The sequence below is a fragment of the Desulfovibrio biadhensis genome (assembly GCF_055388615.1).
Window position 1 is genome coordinate 3432423 of the sequence record NZ_AP042477.1, and the last position, 20173, is coordinate 3452595.

Here is a 20173-nt window from a genome sequence, read left to right on the forward strand (position 1 = left end):
CATCCTGCTCCAGCGGCTTCGCCGCTACCCCGCACCCTCGCTACGCTTGGCCGCGGGTGTAATTTTTAATTCGTGCTGCAAAATTAAAAATTTGTGCACTCATTAATATGACGACGACGGCCTGCTCATCCAGTCCGGCGACTTCAGCATCGAGCGCGACGAACAAAATGGTCTGCCCCTGGCCGTGGATGACGGCGGGGCGCGTATTGTTCGGGAATTTAATGGCTACGGCGAGGTCGAACGACAGACGCTGACTGTTAACGGCATTGCCATAGGAGACATCGCCCTCACGCGCGACAATGTGGGGCGCATCACAGCCAAGACCGAGACCATTGGCGCTGAGACATTCGCCTACGCATCATTCACTGCGGAAAAAGGTTTTTCCTTGCAGCCAGTTTGTAGTGCATTCCAGAACGCCTTTTTGCAGCATAAGCAGGAGGGCGCGAGGGAGCAGGAGGTAGCCTGCTTCCAGACCAGCGGCGTGCGCGCCCTGAAGCAGGCCAAGCTGAATATGTTCTGCGATTTCTCGCATCAATCCATGATTCTCTACAGGCAGCATGGGGTTGCGCTGTTCCACACTATCACGACAATTTGCTACGTTGACCGAATTCCACCCCCTACAGGCAAAGGGGCGGCCAGTGTGGACCGAACAGGCGCCGTTCTCCAGCAAAATGCAGGGCACTTCATGTCGGATCATGCCGATTTCCGCCCGTGTCATGCCTTTTACGCGCAGGACGAGGGCTGTCAGTTCTTCTTCAAGCAGGCATAATCTTTCCTCAGTGAAGTTTTCCAGGAGGTGGATGCCCAGAAACAAGGCTTCTGGCTGGGATAGCGATACCTGGTTGAAACAGCAGTAGCTGCAGCCGCGCTTGCAGGCAATCCGCGGCGTAAAGTCGATTTCGCGCACAGTATCGTCAAAGAGGCGGGTGCAATCCGTCACCACGCCATGGAGGCTGCGCAGGTCAGGCGTTTTTTGCAAAGATTTTTGCGTCGTCTCTTTGCAGCGTCTGGCGATCCGTTGCAAAAAAACGTCTTGGGTGGCGTCGCCGCCCCCTGCAATGATTGTCTGCGGCGTGGCAGGACGAGCATCTCGTGTCAATCCGGGCGCGATTTGGCGTTTGCGGCGTGTTGCAGCGGTTTTTTTTGATCTGCTGCCCATATGAAATCCCTCCATGGTGAGAGAAAAGGGCGGTGTGCATGGGGGAGTTCCCCGGATGAAGGGGTGTATAAAGAGTAGGGGAAAATCGCAAGAAAAAAGAGCAGCATTCAAATAGAATTTGACATTGGGCGGTTGGGGGCTTAAATAGTCCTTTGCGCCAACGAGCGCCCCCCGGCAGACATTTCTGCGATGCGGCGTTTCCGCTGCAAGACACGCATCTTCCCACCAGTTGTTCTCGCCGATTCGACACTAGTCACGTCATTGACCGCCGTCACGACTGTGGCCCGCAGCGACCACATTACTGACGAGCGTATCGCCGCGTCCGCCCTTTTTTGTAGTGGTGCGTGCTCGCGGTGCACCAGTAACAAAAGGATTTTATTTTGGATTTTTCGACTTTTGGCTTACACGGCTGTATTCTTGCCAATATCAAAGCCCTGGGCTACGAGACCCCCACTCCTATTCAGGAGCAAGCCATTCCTCCCGTCCTTGAAGGTCGCGATATGATTGGCCTTGCCCAGACAGGCACCGGTAAGACCGCCGCTTTTATGCTGCCCATTGTACAGAGACTGATGAAGCGTGCTTCTGGCGGGAAAAAGAAGGGTGTGCGCTCCCTGATTATTGCACCAACGCGGGAGCTGGCAGAGCAGATTGCCGAGTCTGCCCGCGCTTTGGGGCGCAAGACCGCCATGCGTGTGGCGACAATCTATGGCGGGGTTGGCTATTCTCCCCAAATTCGCAATCTGCGTAATGGCGCCAATTGCGTGGTGGCTTGCCCCGGACGTCTTCTGGACCACATCAATCAGGGCACCATTGACCTTTCCGGTGTGGAAGTGCTGGTGCTGGACGAAGCTGACCACATGTTCGACATGGGCTTTCTGCCTGATCTGCGCAAGATTCTGTCGCATCTGCCCAAGGAGCGCCAGACCTTGCTGTTTTCCGCAACCATGCCGAGCAGCATCGAGGCATTGGCCCAGGATGTGCTCCATGATCCCGCCCGGGTAACTGTGGGGCGCATTGCCCCTGCTGCTACCGTATCGCATACGGCCTGGCCTGTGGCGCAACATCTGAAGACCAAGCTGTTGCTGGGGCTTCTGGGCGCTCATGACGGCACCACCCTGGTGTTTACCCGCACCAAGCACAAGGCGAAGCAGCTTGCCGAGCAGCTTGAGCGCCATGGCCACACGGCCGCATCACTCCAGGGCAACCTTTCACAGAACAAGCGCCAGTCCACGCTCAAGGCTTTCAAGAACGGGCGCTACCGTGTCCTGGTTGCCACGGATATCGCAGCCAGGGGCATCGACGTCAGCCGCGTTGCCCATGTTGTGAACTACGACCTGCCCGATACCCCTGAGGCCTATACCCACCGTATCGGCCGCACCGGCCGTGCCGAGCGCAAAGGGATGGCGCATAGCCTGACCACGCGTGACGACATGCGCATGCTGCGCCAGGTGGAGCGTCTCATCGGCAAGCCCCTTGAGCGCAAGACCCTTGAGGGCTTCAATTATGATGTGCCTTCCCCGGATGGAAGGGGCGATCGTCCGCAGCGTTGGAATTCCCGTCCTTCGCGCGCACCGCGTGAAGAGGGGAGAAGCAACGCCGCTCCTCGCGGGGGGCGTCCTTCTCGAAAAGGCAGAGAGCAGGGTGAAGCCGGACACGGTGCAGAGGCAACTCCTTTTGAGAAGGACGGTGCACGCCGCACGCCCCGTAACGGTGCAGGCAAAAGCCTTGGCAATGCCTCGCGTAACGGCGCCAAAAAGGGCGCCGGCGCACCTAAGCCTGGTGGCTCGAAGCCGCCCCGTAAAAAGGGAAATAGTCTCTCCTTCAGCGAATCCCCAATGAAGCGGAAACGTTCTGCTGGTAATGGCAATCAGCGCCATGAGAGAGCTGCTTCTCACAGTGCGGAATAGTATGCAATAAAAGCCCTGTGCTGCAGGGCGTATGACGTAGATAAGCCCCCGCTTTTTCCGATAATGGAAAGGGTGGGGGTTTTTTATTGTTAATTCAATATAGATGAAGCGAATAAGCTTGCAAAATGTTAACTTGTAGTGAGTATTAATCCCCGGCAATTAAATATCAAAAAAAAGGGGTCCGGGGAATGCCTAAGGAAAAAAATAAACCATACTATGATGTTGCAGGGCCACTGGAACGTAGCGTTATGGTTTTAAGAGGCGATGCTCTTAAACAAGATGAATATGCTGCATTCTGCACAAACGTTAATCTCGCGATTGCAAAAGCGAAAGAATCCTTGTCGCAGGTGATTGCAAAATTGAAGCGAGTAAGCGTTTTTAATGTCCCATATGTTTCTATAAAACAAAACGATTGCACTAATCGACATGAAGTTTTCTTGCAAAAGTATATGCAAAGCAATGAAGGTGAAAATGTACGAGTTCTTGTTTATATAGGCCAGGAAAGAATCGTAATAAATGATGATGGAAGTTTTAATATATCGCACGTAGTTGAAACTGATTTCAATAACGAGCAAGGATGGCATCCCGCAGAGGGAATTGTAAATGCAAAAGTTTGTTTTGAAGAATGCAATAGGATTAAATATCTCATTGAAGATGTTTTGCTAGATGTGGCATTTTGTCATTGTCTCCCCTGTTTTTCAGATACGAGTGATCTTGAATTCAGGCGTGAATTTTCAATGCAAAAAGTGGCATTTGCAAAAGAAAGATTTGAAACGACCGTCCATGGAAATATGCACGAAGGTATTACGTATATTTCTTTTGCTTCGTTAGTACGAATGAAAAACGGTGAATTCGATGTTGATGCTTATATTGCGTTGTGGAATGAATTCCTGGATCATTATAGATACGATACAGCGATGAAGGATAAGATCGCAAGAAAAGCTGCGGGGATTGTAAAAATTGAGTTCAAGGGCACAGATGATTTGGTGTATAAACTCTACAGCAAGCATAAAAAGTATAAGCAATTACCCCTTAATAAGATACGTCAAGAACTGGATGCATTGCCTCAAGGAAAATATCTTCTGGTACGCTTGGAAAGAAAGCCAAGAAAACAGGATGTGAAATCCACCTTGCTAAATTATTTTGGTGGAGAGGAGTTGCATGTGGGAAGGATTAAAATTTCACCGTATGAGCAATTAATAATGTTGGAAAACTGGGATACATACCTAGGTATGTATTATTTTGAGCTTTGATATGGAAAGTTACATTGCTTTTTTTGATTTGCTTGGTGTTAAAGAAATTGCCAAGTATGCACCTCTTGCTTATCATGATATGATCGCTTCAATGCAGCAAGAAATTGTTGACCTTGTCAGAAGAAATTATGATACATATCGAAAACAGCAAGTAAATATCAATTCATACAGTGATTCTGTATTTGTAGAATCAAAAAAACTTGATGTATTGTTTTCGTTTATTAAAAATTTGCGCGCAACATTATATGCACGCGGCTACTATTTTAATTGTGCGATATCAGATGGGAGCCTTGATGTCGTCTCTACCGTAGACTCATTAAAAAAAACAGAAAAAAAATTAGATGATGGAATATTGGATCCGTCAATCAATCTACTATATGAATTGCGGAAGTATTCGGAAGTCCTGAACAGCACTAATTTTCTATCTCGCCAGGTCGGCTATGTGTATCATTTACAGACACAAATGAAGGGTGTTGGGGTGTATATTGATCCCAAATTAAAGCTGCCTGATACAATAAAAAACAATACGGCTAAGTTGTTTTTCGTCCCTTTTGAAAAGAAATATGATGTCCTGACATATACTGATGTAAAACTAACAGAATATGAAGTGACGCGGGACATGTTTGAAACATTATGCAATAGGATATTTAACGCCAACTCAAAATCAAAAAAATACGGGAAATACTATCTCTCACTGTTAGCAAATTTTATTTACAGTTCTGATTTTTCTAAAATTAGAATGGATAGTGAATCAAAAGAAATAGTAGATGCTCCTTATGTTTACGAAAGTCTGATAATGATGAAAAAAAGTGATTTTACAAAGATTAAGAATACTCACGGGATAGAATTTATTTACATTTTTTTGCTAAACCATTTATACAATCAACAAAAAATTGATATTTCTGTTACAGAATATACAATGAGTATGATAGTTAATAAAGGAATTTTACGGCGATATAAAACACATCTAGAGGCAATCCCCTCAGCTATTCTTGAACAGAAAAACAGGTCTCAATTTTATAACGATTATTTTACTGTAAACGACATTACTTAGCCTGCCTAATATATACAGTGGCGGTCCACGCCCGGGAGATAGTGGGACGCAGACGTGAACCGCCTTTCAATTCGTTACTCATACTTGTTGAACGCAAAATCTCCATCATCTTCATATAGTTCAGGATCGGCGTCGGGGTAACGCACCACCTCGCCATTCCACGGCTTGCGCAGAAGCAGCACGTCGTCTTCACGGGCTGTCAGGTTATCGCGGTGCAGTGGAATTTTGCCGCCAGCCGCCGCAATGTAACGCGGGATGGCATCGCCAGAGATGTTGCCGTACATGCCCTCCACGATGTCTCGCCCTTTTTCCACGGGTACGCGCAAGTGATAGTACTGGGGGTTGCGGTAGCTGCAGTTGAATATGTAGTAGGGGCGCACGTACGCTTCCTGAATGGTCTCGCAAAGCTTCCACATCTTATGCTTTTCGTCGTTGATGCCACGTAACAGTACGGCCTGGTTGAGCACCGCGCTCACAGCCTTGTTGATGCGTTTGAAGGCATCTTTTGAGACCGGGGTTATCTCTTGCGCTGTGTTGATCTGCGTGACCACGCGCACCGGGCCCCGGTCGTTGCTTTCGGCCAGAATATCCAGCAGTTCCTGGTCCACGCGCTGTGGTGTGGTGACAGGAACGCGGGTGCCCAGGCGCTTCATCTTCACGTGCTCGATATCGTCCAGGGCGCGCAGGAGTTTGCGAAGCATCTCATTAGGCACCATGAAGGCATCGCCCCCTGTAATCAGAACGTCGCGGACTTCCGGAGTGGCAGCGATATAGTCGATGGCTTCCTGGAAGGCCTCCCACCCGAAGTTGCGGTCTTTTTTACCGATGTGCGCGATGCGCAGGCAGTGTACGCAGTACATGGCGCAGATATTCGTGGCCTTGATGGTCACGACACGCGGGTAGAACTGGTCGATGAGCCGGGCCGGGGAGTGGTCCGAGGCAACGGGCGGGATTTCCTCCCCTACAGTGTCTACCATTTCTGCAGTGGGTACGGCCTGCAGCAACACGGGGTCATTTGTTGTTCCAGGCATGATCAGGCTTGCATAATAAGGGGTCAGCCGCATGCGGTAGGTCCCGGTCACACGGGTCACGTCACGAATGGCCGCTTCAGGCAATTGAATGCATTTGGCCAGGGTGGCAACGTCATTGATGGCGTAACGCAGTTGGCCGGAGAAGCTGCCCCAGTCGGTATCGCTCATGCCGAGGGTCTGCATGATGCGCATACGGTTTTCGCTGATGCGCTCCCATAATTCGATGCCGCTGGGTGCCACGGAATCCTTTGCTGCGAGGTATTCCTTTACTCGGGCATCTGCCTCGGAAACGATTTCCAGGGCGCGGCCAACACGCCCGCCCACGGTAACCGCGTGCTCATCGATACGCAGGTGCTTTTCGCAAAGCTCGATGAGGTCCTCATGGCGTATGCCCACAGCCTGCGGGGCCAGCCCCTTGTCGCGGCGCAATTCCTTTAAAGCCGTGAACAGCTCCACAATGGGGCGCGTCAGCTCTTCATTCCTTGCCTTGGCAAGCAAAGGGGCAATGCTCTCTGTCGCAGCGGGGGCAGATTCCGTGCTGCCACTTTCCAATTCTTCAAGAAGATTTCGGGTAAATTTGTCCAGCGAAAGAGAATTCTGGCCGGCCTCACAAGGTGAGGCGGTTGCTTGGGGGGAAGTGCTCATGCTGTTCTCCAGTCTTGTATGTAGGGTCTCTTTTCAGACGTATGTTCATCAATCGGAAAAAGACCGTTCGATTTCCTGTATCGCTTCTTCCAGGCGGTGCTGCATGCCTTCGTGAGATGTATCCACGGCCACTGCGCGGGCCAGGAAGGTTCCGGGCTTGACCACCGTGTTGGCGCCCACATGTTCGAGGATCAGACTACCCCCCTTGCCATGTTTGGCGCAACGCCGGAAGAGTTCTCTTTCCGGCATTTTTTGGGGCAAGGCGTCATGCGTCACAACGTTCCGGTCCACCTTGTAATTGTATGTGCCCCAATGAATGTTGTTGCGTTTGGTAAGGGCGTCGCCAAAGTCGGGCCAAGGTGTGTTTGTGGGGAATCGCTTGTGGGAGAGCGCGTAATACTCGAGTTCGATGAAGCTGTGGGCGTCAGGGGGGAAAAGTTGCTCCAGTGTGCAGGTGAACTCCATGGTCGTGCCCTGCTTGCGGGGGTTCACCTCGATAAAAAAAATGTTGCCGCATGCGTCCACAATGAAATCACAGCCGAAAATGCCGCGAAAGCCCAGCTCACCGAGTTTGCGGCCGACCGCCCTGGTGTGTTGCCGCAGGGGCGCCTGGATGTCTTCCGGCAAAACTGAAGGGTAGGTGGAACCGCGGAAGCCGCTGCCACCCTCTATGCGTTGGTCTGCAACGCCAGCGATGTAGACATCCTGGCTGCTGGCGACAATGCCCAGCACCGTGGGGTCATATTCGTGCGGAATGAAGGGGCTGATCAGATAGCGGGCGTATGGGTCCTGGAAGCGGGTGGCTGTTTCATCCTGATTGCGGGTTATCATGGAGTGGGAGCCGCCTGCGCTGTATGTGTGGGTAACGAATATGCCATCGCAGCATACATCGCGCATACGTCCGGTGACGGAAAGCAGTTCATCATTGCCGCAACATATTTTGTAGTCCACCGTGGGCACCAGCCCGTAAAAAGTGTCGTATTGCCAGGCCTTGTCGTTGAACTGGTGCACCAGGGCCGGGTTGGGCCCCAGTAGCTCTACGCCGGAAACTTCGCGTAGAGACAGCTCGGGCTTGTTCTCGAACATCCAGACCTTGACTTCCTTTTGCCGGCGCAAGAGCTGGCGGATGAGATCCTGAACTGCAACGCTCTGTGACGCCTGCATGGCGAAATCACGCATGGGCAGTCGGAAAGCGACCCGCGGCGCCCCATCAGATTCCTCGGAAAACTGCTGCGCAATCGGATTCAAAACAAGGATGTTTTCGTGGTCATATTCTCCAAGGACATCCTGGATGATGGAAATGTGCCCCACTTTTCCGCCGCGTTCGCGTTGCATGCCGCGTTGCAGGTAGTGGTTGAGGCAATGTGCTTTGAGTTCGCCTACATAGAGAAAATAATAGGTGTCCGGGTCCAACGCGAGATTGGAATAGATGACGTCATCGTAAAGTTGATAGTCCATTGTCGTGCCGTGTGGTGGGAGTTGATACGAATGGTGTTGCCGATTGTATTTGTGCTGCGCAGAAGGTGAATGATGGCTGGCAGTTCAGTAGTTCGACTTGTTTTTTGCTAGCATGGGGGTTTTGGTGCGTCAAGATAGCGAGAACATCAGTGCAGGGAGGGCAAAAAGATGACCGTCGCAGTTGGAAATGCTGCGCAAAGCAGGCGCTTAGGTGCGTCATGCGCTAACGCTGTGAACAGGGTGATTTGTTCTTGATGAATTAACTATATTTTCACTAAGGGTTGCGATTTATTTTCAAATTTGGTAACTATAAAAAATAATGCGGGTTTCTGTAGAGAGGCCGCCTCTCTAGGAAGCACAGCGTCGACAGTCTTGACGGACAGTAAAATCCGTCCCCAAAAGTTATACGGGTTCAGGTTGTATCCCGAATTTGTCGGGGCACACGAATATAAATATCTGACCGCTCTTGTTGGCCCAGTCAAACAAGCAGTGAAGTCTGGTTGTGCGCCGGAATGTAAGTCATTCGGTCCCTGCAGCCTACTGTGGAAGGCGATGCAGACCAAAACCGTTAACCATATTGAGGAAGGAGAGTTACTATGCGGAGGATCGGTTTTCTTTTAGCAGTGCTTAGCCTGGCTCTGGTCATGGGCTTTGCGCCTACTGTCGAGGCCAAAACCACGTTTGTCACCATCGGTACCGGCGGTATCACCGGTGTTTACTACCCCACTGGTGGCGCTATCGCCAAAATGGTCAACGCCAAGCGTGATGAGTACGGCATCCGCGCCACTGTTGAATCCACTGGCGGCTCCGTCTTCAACATCAACGCCATCATGGCTGGCGACCTCGAATTCGGCGTCGCCCAGTCTGACCGTCAGTACCAGGCCGTGAAAGGTTTGGCTGAGTGGGAAGGCAAGCCTCAAGACAAGCTGCGCGCTGTATTCAGCATCCACCCCGAGTCCGTGACCCTGGTCGCCGCTGAAGACGCCGGCATCAAGACCATTCAGGACCTGAAGGGCAAGCGCGTTAACGTTGGTAACCCCGGTTCTGGTTTCCGCCAGAACGCCATCGACGCCCTGTCCGCCTTTGGTATGAATTACGAGACTGACATGGAAGCCGAGCAGGTGAAGGCCGCTGAGGCTCCCGGCCTGCTGCAGGACGACCGCCTGGACGCTTTTTTCTACACCGTTGGCCACCCCTCCGGCGCCATCAAGGAAGCCACTGCCGGCAATCGCAAAGTACGTTTTGTTGAAATCGCTGGCGAGCCCGTGGACAAGCTCCTTGCTGAACATCCCTACTATGCCAAATCCTTTGTGCCCATCGAGTTCTACGAAGGCGCCGCCAACGAAGAAAACACTCCTACTTTTGGTGTGAAGGCAACCTTTGTGACCTCCGCTGATGTGCCTGACGAAGTGGTTTACGCCATGGTTAAAGAAGTCTTCGAAAACTTCGACGACTTCAAGGCGCTGCACCCCGCTTACTCCGTGCTGACCAAGGAAAGCATGCTGGAAGGCCTGAGTGCTCCTCTGCACCCCGGCGCTATCAAATACTACAAGGAAGCCGGCCTGATGAAATAGTCGGGCAGGAACAGGGGGTGGGAGCGCATGCTCCTGCCCCCTTATCGTGTAGCCATATTGCGGCCTGTGGTTTTGGCCGCATTCTTGTATTTTTCAGACGAGTGTAGACGTGACTGCGGCCGGTGCGCAGGGCCGCAACAAGGAATGGTACATGCAAAACAATGGACAGACAGAGCACGGTGTCGAGTTCGCCAAAAAGCTGGCGGAACAGGAACACGGGCATTTTTCGGCAGAGGAAGGCGTCACCAAGTACGTCACCCTGGTGCTGGCCATTTCCTGGTCATTGTTTCAGCTTTCCATCGCATCGTGGCTGATACTGGACACGCTTTATATACGTTCAATTCACTTGGCCTTTGCCATCGCATTGATTTACCTGAATATTCCCATGTTCAAATTTACGCCAAACTGGCGGCCGGATTTGCGTTGGCTTTTAGCCATGCACCGCGTGACAATTCTTGATTACGTGTTGGGATTTCTGGCTGCCTTGTCGGCGCTCTATATTTATATTGACCGTGACGGCATCGCCCTCCGATACGGCAATCCGATCATGCGTGACATGATCTTCGGCATTATTCTCGTGGTTCTCCTGCTGGAAGCCACCCGCCGGGTCATCGGCCCGGCATTGCCGTTCATTGCGTTGCTGTTCACGGCCTATGCCTTCCTTGGGCCATACATGCCCGATGTCATAGCTTTCAAAGGCGTGTCCATCACACGCTACCTGGGGCAAATGACAATGAGCTCGGAGGGCATCTACGGTATCCCCCTGGATGTATCCGCCACCATTGTCTTTTTATTCGTCTTGTTCGGCACCATGTTGGAAAAAGCCGGGGCAGGGCATTTTTTCATCCAGATTGCCCTTGCCATCCTTGGTGGATTCAAGGGGGGGCCCGCAAAAGCCGCCATCCTGGGCTCGGGTCTTACGGGCATGGTTTCCGGTTCTTCCATTGCCAACATCGTCACCACGGGCACTTTTACCATCCCCATGATGAAAAAAGTGGGGTATCCAGCCACCAAAGCTGGCGCCATCGAGGTGGCCGCGAGTACAGACGGGCAGCTTGCGCCTCCTATCATGGGGGCAGCCGCCTTTATCATCGCCGAGTATGTGAACGTGCCCTACATCGAAGTGGTTAAGGCCGCTGCTGTTCCCGCCTTTGCCTCATACGGGGCGCTGCTTTACATTTCGCATATCGAAGCCTGCAAGCTCGGCCTGAAGGGCATCCCCTGGAAGGAGTTGCCTCCTTTGGGCAAAACCCTGCTGAAAGGGTTGCACTACCTGTTGCCCCTGATCATGCTGCTCTATGAACTGATCGTGGTTCGCCATTCGCCTGAACTGGCTGCTTTCCGCGCCATTTGCGTTTTGGCCGTAATCATGCTCCTGCAGCACCCCATCAAGGCCAAAGTACGAGGCGAAGCCGTGTGGCCCGCCTTTAAGGAGGGCATCAAGGACATTGTCGTCTCCCTTGCGGATGGCGCCAGAAACATGGCTGGCGTGGCCATGGCGACGGCTTCCGCCGGCATAATCGTCGGCGTTGTTGCTCTTGGTCTTGGGGGGCTCATCACCCAGATCATCGACGTGCTCTCCATGGGCAACATTTTCTTGATGCTGGCCATCACCGCCGGCGCCAGCCTGTTGATCGGCATGGGGCTGCCCACCACGGCCACGTATATTGTCATGGCTTCGCTCACTGCCCCTGCAATCGTGCAGTTGGGCGCCATGCAGGGCTTTATGGTGCCGCTCATGGCGGCGCATTTGTTCTGCTTCTACTTTGGTATTCTGGCGGATGACACGCCTCCTGTGGGGTTGGCTGCCTATGCGGCGGCGGCCATTGCGGAAGCGCCCCCCATACCAACGGGCATCCAGGGCTTCATGTATGACATCCGGACAGCCATTCTGCCGTTCATGTTCATCTTCAACCATGACCTGATACTCGATGGCATTGATTCCTGGACGCAGGGCATATTCATCTTTTTGATGACCCTTTTTGGCAATTTTGCCTTCGCATCGGCCACACAGGGCTTTTTCTTCACGCGCAACAAGTTCTGGGAGATACCCCTGTTCCTTGTTGTCACCTTTGTGATGATGCGACCAGACGCCACGGCGTCTTTCCTGGGCATTCCATACGATCAACGCTACTGGTGTTATCCAATGGGCCTTGCTCTTTTCTTTGGCATCTTTCTTTTGCAGCGCATGCGCATCAAAAAGACGCCTCAACCCGTGACCGCCTAACGCGCCCTTGGAGCATGCGACATGTTGCAATGTGAATGGTGCGGCACCGTTTTTGAAGAAGAACTGGATCGTTGCCCAGCCTGTAAAAGCAAGTTCATTGTGGGCTACGAGATGGAAAACCCCGTCTCCAGACTGCCAATGGAGCACATCCTGCGCGTCACAGGGCATTCCGTCTGGCTCATTGGTCTGGTCGTCGGTATCGTTTTGTTTTGGAATACCGACCAGCCCACGGAACGCGTCAACTACCTGTTGCTCTTTGGCGGCATCATTTCCATTGCCAGCGGAATGGTGCTGTCCATTCTCTTCTTTGGCCTTGGAGAAGTGCTCAGCCGCATAGTGCGTATTCAGCGGCGGGTCCGGGCTTTTTCTACAGGCTACCATGTGGCGCCGCCCAAGGTGGCGAAAAGAAAGTCCAAGCCGGACAATGCAGTTCCGGAAAGCGATACAAAAAGCGAGACGCCTCCTAAAACTGGAGACACCTAGGCTTATTGTACAGACATGGTTTTTGCCAGCGCCCCGTGTCGATATCGCAACGATGCGGGGCGTTGTTATTGGAGCGGGCATTGTTCTTCGTCATAAATCCTGGCAAGCGGGCATGTATTGCCGGCTGCAGACAGATGCAGTAATCAATTGAGCTATGCGACTTGCTCCCTTTTTCACTGCGTCGCGCAAGGGCGAACACCGTTCTGAAGCGTCGGGCATGACCGTGGTTGAACTGGCCCTGGTCGTAGTCATTATCGGGTGTGTGCTGGCCCTGGGGGGCTATTCGATGATTACCATGTTGCACAATGCACGGTTGAGCAAGACCAGAGCCATCTTGGAACAGACCAGGGATTGCCTGATCAAGCGGGCCGTTTATAATGACCGTTACCCCAGTTATGCCGCCACGGGAGTTATCGACTGCACGGATCTGACCTATGACGTCAACGCCTGCTTTTGTAAGAAGGATGGAGTGGTCAAAGATGCATGGGGGCAGGAGTTACGTTACCTGGAAGGCGTAAATGCCGGGAAAGGGCTTGGGGGGCAAAAAATCATGGATTTCAGCGGCAGCGGCAATGCCGTCTCCCCTGGTGAAGCATCCAAGCTCATCAATAAGGCTGGAAAAGAAGAAGACGATGTGGCTTTTGTTCTCATAAGTTATGGAGAAGGTACTGATTCTACAGAAGGCATCGCTTTTCACGATTCATACGGGAGCAGGTTTCCCGGCACTGCCCTTGCCGGCCATATTGCGGTGGGGGCCCCCCCTGACTTTCGTCACAAGGATAACGACGACCTGTACTTGCTGGTAACTGCAGGTGAACTGCGCCGGACATTGGCGGAATAACATACGTTCGCTATGACAAGAGCGATTCTAATGATCTCCCCGCCATTTTGTCTGCGTACAGTGCGAGGCAAAGAGTGAGTTTTTCAGGGAGTATACGTAAGAGAATGGGGCGGGACTTGCGGCGTTGTCTTCATTTTACTAAAGAACCCTTTTGACATTCGCATTTTGACTGAAAGTATTGTCTTCGCAATAAGGATACAGGAATGGGAAACAGATTACGTAGAGCTGTGGAATCGCTTCCTTTGGGAATTCAAACCACACTCAGGGAAAAGCTTTTTTACAAGCCGCTCAGGCGTCATTATAATATCAGTGTCGAAGAACCGGGTATTTTCGATACGATTTTTTTCGAGGTCATCACCAAATGTAATTCGCGCTGCAGTTTTTGCGCTGCATCAGTACAGAATGAAAAGCGTGAAACCAAGCAGATGCCTTTTGCACTTTATCAGAAGGCGATCGACGAGCTGGCCACCCTGGATTTTTCCGGTCGTGTGGCCTGGCATGTAAACAATGACCCGTTGCTTTTTCCTGATCTGGTAAAGTTTGTAGCCTATGCGCGGGAAAAACTCCCCAAGGCCCGCTTGCAGGTCATGACCAATGGCCTATTGCTTAAACCGGATATCGGTGAAGACCTGATCAAGGCCGGTGTGGATGACATCCACATCGACTTTTACCGCAAGCATGAAGGGCAGGAGCTGTACCCCGGCATCAAAGCCTTTATGAATGACGTCATTCCCCGCTACTTTCCCCGGCAGGAAGGCTGTGTGCACTATAGTGAAGACGGCTCCAAGCGCCTTATCTTTGAAATTGAATGGCGCTTTCTGGGTGAGATAATCGCAAGCCGCGGGGGAACCTGCCCCAACAAAAAGGCGAATCCGGCTGCGGTAACAGGTTTTTGCATCTTTCCTTGGACCCAGTTCAACATTACAGCCGATGGGCGCGTAAACAAATGTTGTGCCGACCTCTATTTCTCCGACCCTGTGGGTGATCTCAACACCCAGAGCATCATGGAAATCTGGCGCGGCAAACGTTTGGAGACCGTGCGCAAGCAACTTGTCAAAGGCAACCGCCAGGCTCTGCCCAATTGCCGAGAATGCGACTATTTTGGTTTTCCCAACAAGATACTCCCCTGTAAGGTGTTGCGCGCCATACGACACCACTTCTTTACCTGCCGTGATGTAGAGGACGTGGAGTAGGGGGTTGCTGCGTATTTACATTGCCGGAAAGCACTTATGCTGGCAGCTGTAGGGCGGGTGTACGCCTGCACCTTTATGAGGCTTGTGCAGCTCTTGTGTATCTGGCATAGTTGTATAGACGTAAAAGGGCGTGAAGGGCATGACGATTGTTCATGTACCCTTTGAATGATAAATCCTGCAATGATCCTCACTCCACGCTCCCGGAGGACTTGCAAAAAGTAATACTGTTGCCTCTCGAGTCCATAGCCTGATCCAGGAGTTCAGATGACCGCCTTTGCCATTTGCCTGTTGTTGTTTGTTGCCAACCTGCTGGTATACAAAAATGCTGCAATCCTTTTGCCCCTTACAGGGGCGATGTGCTTTTTCACCGGCATGCGCCTTTGGCTTGTAAGGCGCCGGGAGCGCAAGACAACGCGCCCGGTGTATCATGGGCCGGGTCATGGCCCCCAAAGGAAGGCAGGCGCAAAGCAGACGGCAAATCTCAGCGATCTTCGTGCGCAAAAGGGTGGTTCCGCTAAGCGGGGTGCAAAATCTGGCTTCAATATTGTTCGGCAGGAAAAGAAGCGCGATTTGTTTGAAGAGGATTCAGTATCAGCGGAATTTGAGGAATTGCAGGTCCGTAAACAGGGAAAGGTACTTTATGCAAGTTTCCCCTGTACAAAAGAAGGTCGCGAACGCGCTTTGGAAGCTTTCAATCGCGAAAATGCCGACAGTTCGGAAGACAAGGAAGAACGCCCCTTACAGTAAAACCGGGGCATAAGAATCGAATTGTTGGGGCGTAAGGCAGGAAGTCTCTCCCGCTTTACACGGCTTCGCCTATCAGATGGCCTTTTTTCAGCACCACAACGGAATCACTGACGGCCTCAAGCCACTCCCTATCGTGACTGATAACGACGAGGGTGGCGCTCCATTCCTTTTTGGCCAGTAGGGAGGCCTGCAGTACCATCTGGGCGCTCTCTTCATCCAGACTTGCCGTGGGTTCGTCCAGCAGCAATACTTTTGGGCGCAGCACCAGCCGTTGCGCCAAAGCCACGCGTTGCGCCTCGCCGCCCGAAAGCTCATGCCAGGAGCGTGGGCCAAAGCTGTCCGGGTCCAGCCCCACCATGGCAAGACCTTCGCGAATCAGCCCGTCGTCAATTTTGCCGCGCAGCTTCAGGCCATAGGCCAGGTTGGCGTAGACGGAGCGTTTGAGCAGATAGGGTTCCTGGGTCAGCAGGGTCACTTCCTGACGGAGCTGTACAAGGCTTTTGTCCCAAGAGACGGGGCGGCCATGAAAACGTATCACTCCTGCAGCAGGGCGTTCCAGAAAAGCCAACATGCGTAAAAGCGTGCTTTTTCCACTGCCATTATGACCGGCAAGGCCGGTGATGGAGCCTTCTGCTACGGCAAGTTTCTCAATTTCCAGAGCAAGCCGGCCGGAGTACCGCTGTTCGATGTTTTCCAGTTCATACAAGGGGGCTAGGGACATTGCGGACCTCGCTACCTGGCTTCCAGCCGCCGCAGGCTGGCTACGGAGAGGTTTACGAGGAAGGCGATGACCATGAGCACCATGCCCAGGGCTATGCCCATGGCGAATTGCCCCTTGCCGGTTTCCAGGGCTATGGCGGTGGTTATGGTGCGGGTGTGCCATTTGATGTTGCCGCCGATCATCATGGAGATGCCTATCTCGGAGACTATGCGACCATAGGCTGCCACGCAGGCCAGCATGAGGCTGAACCGCGCTTCCCAAAGGGTGGTTGCAAAAACTTGCGCCGGGCGAGCGCCAAGGGTCAACAGCGTTTGCCGCAGGCGTTCATCCAGGGCCTCAACAGCGTTCGCTGTAAGAGCCGTCACTATGGGCAAGCCCAGTAGCATTTGCCCAAAAGCAATGCCCGGTATGGTGAACAAAAGATGAAAATCCCCCAGGGGGCCACGGCGGGTGACCAGGGCGTACACTAAGAGACCGATGACAACAGTGGGAAAGGAGAGCAGCGTATCTACAATCAGGCGCGCAAAGCGTTTGCCACGGAATTCAAAGTGCCCCAGTATGAAGCCGAGTGGCGCGCCAACAATAAGGCACATAGCAATGGAAAGTGTGGAAACGATAATAGTGACGCGGATGGCGCTCCAGGTTTCCGGATTGCCATTGAACAGCAGCACAAAGCCCTGCCAGATGCCTTGTAGGATGAAATCCATAGAGCCTGTTCTTTTGGGTAAAATATGCGCCGGTTCCAGATGAAATATCCAGCCGGAACCGGCGCTGTCAAATCATTCTGATTTCAGTCGACAGAAATCTCTATTTTGCATTGGGGGTGAACAGCTTCTTGTCGAGGAGCTTGAACTCACCAATGGCTTTCTGGGTTTCAGGGGATGCCAGCCAGTCGGAGAACTTGGTAGCCAGTTCGTACTTGGCATCGGCGCAATGCTTTGGATCAATGGGGATGACGGAGTACTGGTTGAACAGAGACTTGTCGCCTTCCACCAGAACCTTCAGAGCGGGATTGCCTTTTTTGTCGGCCTCATACTTGATGTAGGTGCCGCGGTCGGTCATGGTGTAGGCATCACGTTCTTCGGCAATGCCGATGGTCTTGATCATGCCCTGGCCAGTCTGGATGTACCATTCTTCCTTGTCGGGTACGGACATGTCAGCTGCCTTCCAGAGGCTGATTTCCTTTTTGTTGGTGCCGGAATTGTCACCACGGCTGGCAAAAGCAGCCTTTTGGGAGGCGATGGCCTTCATGGCGTCTACAACAGACTTGCCTTTGATGCCAGCAGGGTCGGATTCAGGGCCGATGATCACGAAATCGTTGTACATGATTTCGCGGCGGTCCTTACCAAAACCGGAGGAGACAAATTTCTTCTCGGCAGCGGGAGCGTGCACCAGCAATACATCGACGTCACAATTCTCGCCCATCTTCAGAGCTTTACCAGTACCAACGGCAGTCCATTTAAGTTCGATATTGGTGTCTTTCTGAAAGATAGGAGCCAGGTAGTCCAAAAGTCCTGTGTTGTCGGTACTCGTTGTCGTAGCCATCATCAGGGTTTCCGCTTGGGCGGCGCCGGTTGTCAAAAAAACAGCCAGAAGCAGCATGGCGAGTATCTTACGCATAGTACTCTCTCCTTAGGGTTGTGCGACATTGAGAACCATTTTTACCATCCACATTAGTTGGTAAAGAACCAAATCCTGTAATCCTATAACGCATTTTTCGAATGAAAAACAACAGGCAGGATTTGCGTGAGTTTTCTATCTACGTCAGCGAATAGTGTAGTGCCAACTATAAATGACCTAAACGAACAATATTCTTTCCTTAAAAAAGGGTAGTATTATCCCAGGCATTGCCCCGGTTGCATCTCCTGTCCTGTAAGGGATGTCTCGTATCCTCCAAGAGTTTCGACAGCTTTCTTGAAGCTTGTGTTTTTTATGAAGTCTAGTAATATCGATATTTTATGGTCTGGATTGGTACCCATTTCTCCCGTCAGAGCGTCCTCTCGAATGATCAGGTCGTAGCGTTCTTTGGCCAGGGGCACGAAGTCCAAACCCAGGGCTTTGGCCGCCGCATGGATGCCAAGGCCACAATCGGCAGCACCGGTTAGTACATTCACTGCCACGGCCATGTGGGTGAATTCTTCCTTGTCATAACCAAGAATTTCTCCGGGGGAGAGGCCTGCCAGCTTTAAATGGTGGTCCAGCAGGATACGCGTTCCGGCGCCGCGTTGCCGGTTTATAAAGCGCAGCCCCTTGGTTGCAACGTCCTCCAAGCCGGTGATTCCTTTTGGGTTGCCCTTTGGGACGATGAATCCTTGATCTCGAATGGCCAGGTTGAAGACCCTTACGGGGACATCGGGTAAATGGCGCAGGATAAAAGGGAAGTTGTAGTCATTGCTTTCAGGGTCGAAAAGGTGCGCCCCTGCTATAAGGGTAGAGCCGTTACGCAGTGCGGCGATGCCCCCCATACTGCCAACATGGGTGGAAGCGAGGCGAACGGGGTCTTGCAGCCCCATGAGTTCGTTGGCCAGCAGGTCCAAAGTGTTGTCATGGCTGCCGATGATGACAAGTGTCCGCTCCAGGCTGTTGGGGTGGGTAAGCATCTCGGCACGGACCAGGGCGCCCTGATCAAGTCCTTCACTCTCGGGTGGAATGTTGGCAATGGCTTGGGCCTTGGTCAGGGTGGTGATCATGCCGGCGCCGCGCCCCAGCGGCGTTGCCACATAGCGCTCTCCCACGCGACCAACGGCGAGCCGCAGCACTTCGCGCATGCCCGGGCGGGAAGGCGCCTTCCGGGTCAGTTCCACATCCAGCCCCTGACGTTGCGGCGCATCCCGTCGCCCCAGCCATGCAGCAACGGGGGCGATGAGTTCTTCATGACAGATTACCGCACTTACAGGATACCCCGGCGCGCCAAAAATCAGCTTTCCTCTGGCAGTGGCGATGAGCGAAGGCTTTCCAGGCATGACGTTGATGCCATGAACCAGCACCTGGCCGAATCGCTCCATGATCTGGCGGGTATAATCCTTGCTTCCTGCGGAGGAGCCCGCGCCGATGACAACAATATGCGCATCGGAATCAAGGGCTTTTTCCAAGGCCGCGCTCAACAGGTCCGGATCATCGGGGACGGCAGGTTCGCTGGTGCCGATGCAGCCCCAGTTTTTGGCAAGGGAGAGCAGAACCTGGGAATTGCTTTCCACCACCTGCCCGGGGAGCGGGGTCGGGCGGTTCCTGAAATCCAAAACCTCATCGCCCGTGGGTATGGCATGGATGCGAATGCTTTCCCATACCTCCAGCTCCCAGATGCCGGCGGAAAGCAGAGCGCCAACATCATAGGGCGTTAACGTCTGGTTCTGCGGGATGAGCAGTTCCGTAGCGACGATATCTTCTCCGATGCGGCGGACGTGCTGCCAAGGAAAAGCAGGGCGCTCGATCTCGATGCCACCGTCCTCCTTCTCCACCACGTTTTCGATCATGATGACTGCGTCGAAGCCTTCGGGCAGCGGATTGCCCGTATTGACGGGCGTGCAGTCTTTTTGGGTAAGCAGCAGAGGAGAGCCTTCCCGTGCGGAGAAAGTGCTACGAGCGTTGACGGCGTATCCGTCCATGGCAGCACTGTGGAAGGTTGGCGACGAGATGCGGGCATATACAGGGGCTGCGGTCACTCTGCCCGCAGCTGATTCCGCTGGAATGATTTCGGTTTTGACGAGTGCATCCCGAGAGATCGCACCCTTTGCAATTTCCAGGGCTTTGGCCACTGGAATCATATTCAGGTAGACATTGCGCATTCTTAACTCCATGAGAAGAACGATATTTCGGACATGTTACACTGGCAGAAAAAGCAGGTATTGTGAAGATGATTATGAAAAAATACTTGTAAGTA

Annotated in this window: 16 protein-coding genes; 9 read left to right on the forward strand and 7 right to left on the reverse strand. The window is 52.6% G+C overall.

Translation table 11 applies throughout. The features are described from left to right. Positions 1 to 358: 358 nt before the first annotated feature. Positions 359 to 1159 carry a YkgJ family cysteine cluster protein gene (locus ACZ5EH_RS14870; protein ID WP_464274664.1) on the reverse strand — a complete coding sequence of 267 codons (801 nt, stop codon included), beginning with the start codon at positions 1157 to 1159 and terminating at the stop codon, positions 359 to 361. Between the two features lie 380 nt (positions 1160 to 1539). On the opposite strand from ACZ5EH_RS14870, the gene ACZ5EH_RS14875 reads away from it, so the two are divergent. The 3 genes from ACZ5EH_RS14875 to ACZ5EH_RS14885 all read left to right on the forward strand — a co-directional run bounded on the left by ACZ5EH_RS14875 (position 1540) and on the right by ACZ5EH_RS14885 (position 5373). Then, on the forward strand, positions 1540 to 3066 hold the full coding sequence (locus tag ACZ5EH_RS14875) for a DEAD/DEAH box helicase (RefSeq protein WP_464274665.1): 1527 nt from the start codon (positions 1540 to 1542) through the stop codon (positions 3064 to 3066). 188 nt (positions 3067 to 3254) lie between these two features. Then, positions 3255 to 4319 carry a hypothetical protein gene (locus ACZ5EH_RS14880; protein ID WP_464274666.1) on the forward strand — a complete coding sequence of 355 codons (1065 nt, stop codon included), beginning with the start codon at positions 3255 to 3257 and terminating at the stop codon, positions 4317 to 4319. A gap of 1 nt (position 4320) precedes the next feature. Then, positions 4321 to 5373 (forward strand): hypothetical protein, encoded by a 1053-nt coding sequence (locus ACZ5EH_RS14885; RefSeq protein ID WP_464274667.1) that lies wholly within the window; start codon positions 4321 to 4323, stop codon positions 5371 to 5373. A gap of 74 nt (positions 5374 to 5447) precedes the next feature. On the opposite strand, the gene ACZ5EH_RS14890 is transcribed toward ACZ5EH_RS14885, so the two are convergent. Next, on the reverse strand, positions 5448 to 7049 hold the full coding sequence (locus ACZ5EH_RS14890) for a KamA family radical SAM protein (protein ID WP_464274668.1): 1602 nt from the start codon (positions 7047 to 7049) through the stop codon (positions 5448 to 5450). A 48-nt stretch (positions 7050 to 7097) separates the two neighbouring features. Beyond that, positions 7098 to 8507, reverse strand: coding sequence for an ATP-grasp domain-containing protein (locus ACZ5EH_RS14895; protein ID WP_464274669.1), 1410 nt, complete (start codon positions 8505 to 8507; stop codon positions 7098 to 7100). Between the two features lie 596 nt (positions 8508 to 9103). Between ACZ5EH_RS14895 and ACZ5EH_RS14900 the strand changes: the two genes are divergently transcribed. From ACZ5EH_RS14900 to ACZ5EH_RS14925, 6 genes are all read left to right on the forward strand, one after another. Then, positions 9104 to 10081: a TAXI family TRAP transporter solute-binding subunit gene (locus ACZ5EH_RS14900; protein WP_464274670.1), complete on the forward strand. Its 978-nt coding sequence runs from the start codon at positions 9104 to 9106 to the stop codon at positions 10079 to 10081. Between the two features lie 151 nt (positions 10082 to 10232). After that, complete coding sequence (locus ACZ5EH_RS14905) at positions 10233 to 12308, forward strand: TRAP transporter permease (protein ID WP_464274671.1); 2076 nt, start codon at positions 10233 to 10235, stop codon at positions 12306 to 12308. 21 nt (positions 12309 to 12329) lie between these two features. Continuing rightward, on the forward strand, positions 12330 to 12791 hold the full coding sequence (locus ACZ5EH_RS14910; RefSeq protein ID WP_464274672.1) for a hypothetical protein: 462 nt from the start codon (positions 12330 to 12332) through the stop codon (positions 12789 to 12791). 154 nt (positions 12792 to 12945) lie between these two features. Beyond that, complete coding sequence (locus ACZ5EH_RS14915) at positions 12946 to 13632, forward strand: type II secretion system protein (RefSeq protein WP_464274673.1); 687 nt, start codon at positions 12946 to 12948, stop codon at positions 13630 to 13632. A gap of 203 nt (positions 13633 to 13835) precedes the next feature. Beyond that, positions 13836 to 14825, forward strand: a complete 990-nt coding sequence (locus tag ACZ5EH_RS14920) for a radical SAM/SPASM domain-containing protein (RefSeq protein WP_464274674.1) — start codon at positions 13836 to 13838, stop codon at positions 14823 to 14825. A 264-nt stretch (positions 14826 to 15089) separates the two neighbouring features. Beyond that, positions 15090 to 15572: a hypothetical protein gene (locus tag ACZ5EH_RS14925; protein WP_464274675.1), complete on the forward strand. Its 483-nt coding sequence runs from the start codon at positions 15090 to 15092 to the stop codon at positions 15570 to 15572. A gap of 55 nt (positions 15573 to 15627) precedes the next feature. Here the strand turns inward: ACZ5EH_RS14925 and ACZ5EH_RS14930 are convergent, their stop codons facing one another. The 4 genes from ACZ5EH_RS14930 to ACZ5EH_RS14945 all read right to left on the reverse strand — a co-directional run bounded on the left by ACZ5EH_RS14930 (position 15628) and on the right by ACZ5EH_RS14945 (position 20078). Beyond that, on the reverse strand, positions 15628 to 16293 hold the full coding sequence (locus tag ACZ5EH_RS14930; RefSeq protein WP_464274676.1) for an ABC transporter ATP-binding protein: 666 nt from the start codon (positions 16291 to 16293) through the stop codon (positions 15628 to 15630). An 11-nt stretch (positions 16294 to 16304) separates the two neighbouring features. Next, a complete protein-coding gene (locus ACZ5EH_RS14935; protein ID WP_464274677.1) occupies positions 16305 to 17000 on the reverse strand; it encodes an ABC transporter permease in 696 nt (231 codons plus the stop codon). A 100-nt stretch (positions 17001 to 17100) separates the two neighbouring features. Next, entirely contained in the window at positions 17101 to 17913 is an 813-nt protein-coding gene (locus tag ACZ5EH_RS14940) for an ABC transporter substrate-binding protein (RefSeq protein ID WP_464274678.1), read from the reverse strand. 215 nt (positions 17914 to 18128) lie between these two features. Then, positions 18129 to 20078, reverse strand: a complete 1950-nt coding sequence (locus tag ACZ5EH_RS14945) for a molybdopterin biosynthesis protein (RefSeq protein ID WP_464274679.1) — start codon at positions 20076 to 20078, stop codon at positions 18129 to 18131. Between the last annotated feature and the right edge of the window lie 95 nt (positions 20079 to 20173).